Origin of the sequence: Nonomuraea sp. NPDC049152 (genome assembly GCF_040648355.1) — a bacterium.
GTDB lineage: Bacteria > Actinomycetota > Actinomycetes > Streptosporangiales > Streptosporangiaceae > Nonomuraea.
The window spans coordinates 1-2048 of the sequence record NZ_JBEZDO010000088.1; the positions used below are offsets into that span (position 1 = coordinate 1).

1 protein-coding gene is annotated in these 2048 nt (G+C 67.1%); it reads left to right on the forward strand.

Going from position 1 to position 2048, the window contains the following annotated elements; translation table 11 throughout:
* Positions 1-2048, forward strand: a 2048-nt coding sequence (locus AB0B45_RS51420; RefSeq protein ID WP_358146371.1) for a DNA-directed RNA polymerase subunit beta, incomplete at both ends; no start/stop codon positions are given.

Consider the following 2048-nt stretch of genomic DNA (forward strand, 5'->3'; position numbering starts at 1 on the left):
ATGGAGCGCGTCGTCCGCGAGCGTATGACCACGCAGGACGTCGAGGCGATCACGCCGCAGACCCTGATCAACATCCGCCCGGTCGTGGCGTCGATCAAGGAGTTCTTCGGCACCTCGCAGCTGTCGCAGTTCATGGACCAGACCAACCCGCTGGCCGGCCTGACGCACAAGCGGCGTCTGTCCGCGCTGGGCCCCGGTGGTCTGTCGCGTGAGCGGGCCGGTTTCGAGGTCCGTGACGTGCACCCGTCCCACTACGGCCGGATGTGCCCGATCGAGACCCCTGAAGGCCCGAACATCGGCCTGATCGGCTCGCTGGCCTCCTACGGCCGCATCAACGCCTTCGGCTTCGTCGAGACGCCTTACCGCAAGGTCGTCGACGGCAAGGTGACCGAGCAGATCGACTACCTCACGGCCGACGAGGAGGACCGCTACGTCAAGGCGCAGGCCAACACCGCGCTCAACGCCGACGGTTCCTTCGCCGAGTCCCGCGTCCTGGTCCGCACCAAGGGCGGTGAGACCGAGCTCGCCCGTGCCGAGGAGGTCGACTACGTCGACGTCTCCGCGCGCCAGATGGTCTCCGTCGCCACCGCGATGATCCCGTTCCTGGAGCACGACGACGCCAACCGCGCGCTCATGGGCTCCAACATGCAGAGGCAGTCCGTGCCGCTGCTGAAGAGCGAGGCGCCGCTGGTCGGCACCGGCATGGAGTACCGTGCCGCGACCGATGCCGGCGACGTCATCAGCGCCGAGAAGGCCGGCGTGGTCGAGGAGGTCTCCGCCGACTACGTCACGGTCATGAACGACGACGGCACCCGCACGACCTACAGGGTCGCCAAGTTCAAGCGCTCCAACCAGGGCACCTCCTTCAACCAGAAGCCCATCGTCGCCGAAGGCGACAGGGTCGAGGTCAACCAGGTCATCGCCGACGGTCCCTGCACCGACAACGGTGAGATGGCGCTGGGCAAGAACCTGCTGGTGGCGTTCATGCCGTGGGAGGGCCACAACTACGAAGACGCGATCATCCTGTCCCAGCGTCTGGTGCAGGACGACGTGCTGTCCTCGATCCACATCGAGGAGCACGAGGTCGACGCCCGCGACACCAAGCTGGGCCCCGAGGAGATCACCCGGGACATCCCGAACGTCTCCGAGGAGGTCCTGGCTGACCTCGACGAGCGCGGCATCATCCGCATCGGCGCCGAGGTCGTTCCCGGTGACATCCTGGTCGGCAAGGTCACCCCGAAGGGCGAGACCGAGCTGACGCCGGAGGAGCGGCTGCTGCGTGCGATCTTCGGTGAGAAGGCGCGCGAGGTTCGCGACACCTCGCTGAAGGTGCCGCACGGTGAGTCCGGCAAGGTCATCGGCGTCCGCGTGTTCTCCCGTGAGGAGGGCGACGAGCTTCCGCCCGGTGTCAACGAGCTGGTCCGCGTCTACGTGGCCCAGAAGCGTAAGATCACCGACGGTGACAAGCTCGCCGGCCGTCACGGCAACAAGGGCGTCATCTCCAAGATCCTGCCCGTCGAGGACATGCCGTTCCTCGAGGACGGCACCCCGGTCGACATCATCCTCAACCCCCTCGGTGTGCCCGGTCGAATGAACGTCGGCCAGGTGCTGGAGACCCACCTCGGGTGGATCGCCGCCAGGGGCTGGGACATCTCCGGCCTCGAGGAGGCCTGGGCCGAGCGGCTGCGCGACAAGGGCTTCGGCCACGTCGAGCCGCGCACCAACGTCGCCACCCCGGTGTTCGACGGCGCCCACGAGGAGGAGATCGTCGGCCTGCTCGGCAACACCATCGCCAACCGCGACGGTGACCGCATGGTGCAGGAGACCGGCAAGGCCAAGCTGTTCGACGGCCGCTCAGGCGAGCCGTTCCCGTACCCGATCTCGGTCGGCTACATCTACATCCTGAAGCTGCTGCACCTGGTCGACGACAAGATCCACGCACGTTCGACCGGCCCGTACTCCATGATCACCCAGCAGCCGCTGGGTGGTAAGGCGCAGTTCGGTGGACAGCGTTTCGGCGAGATGGAGGTGTGGGCCCTCGAGGCCTA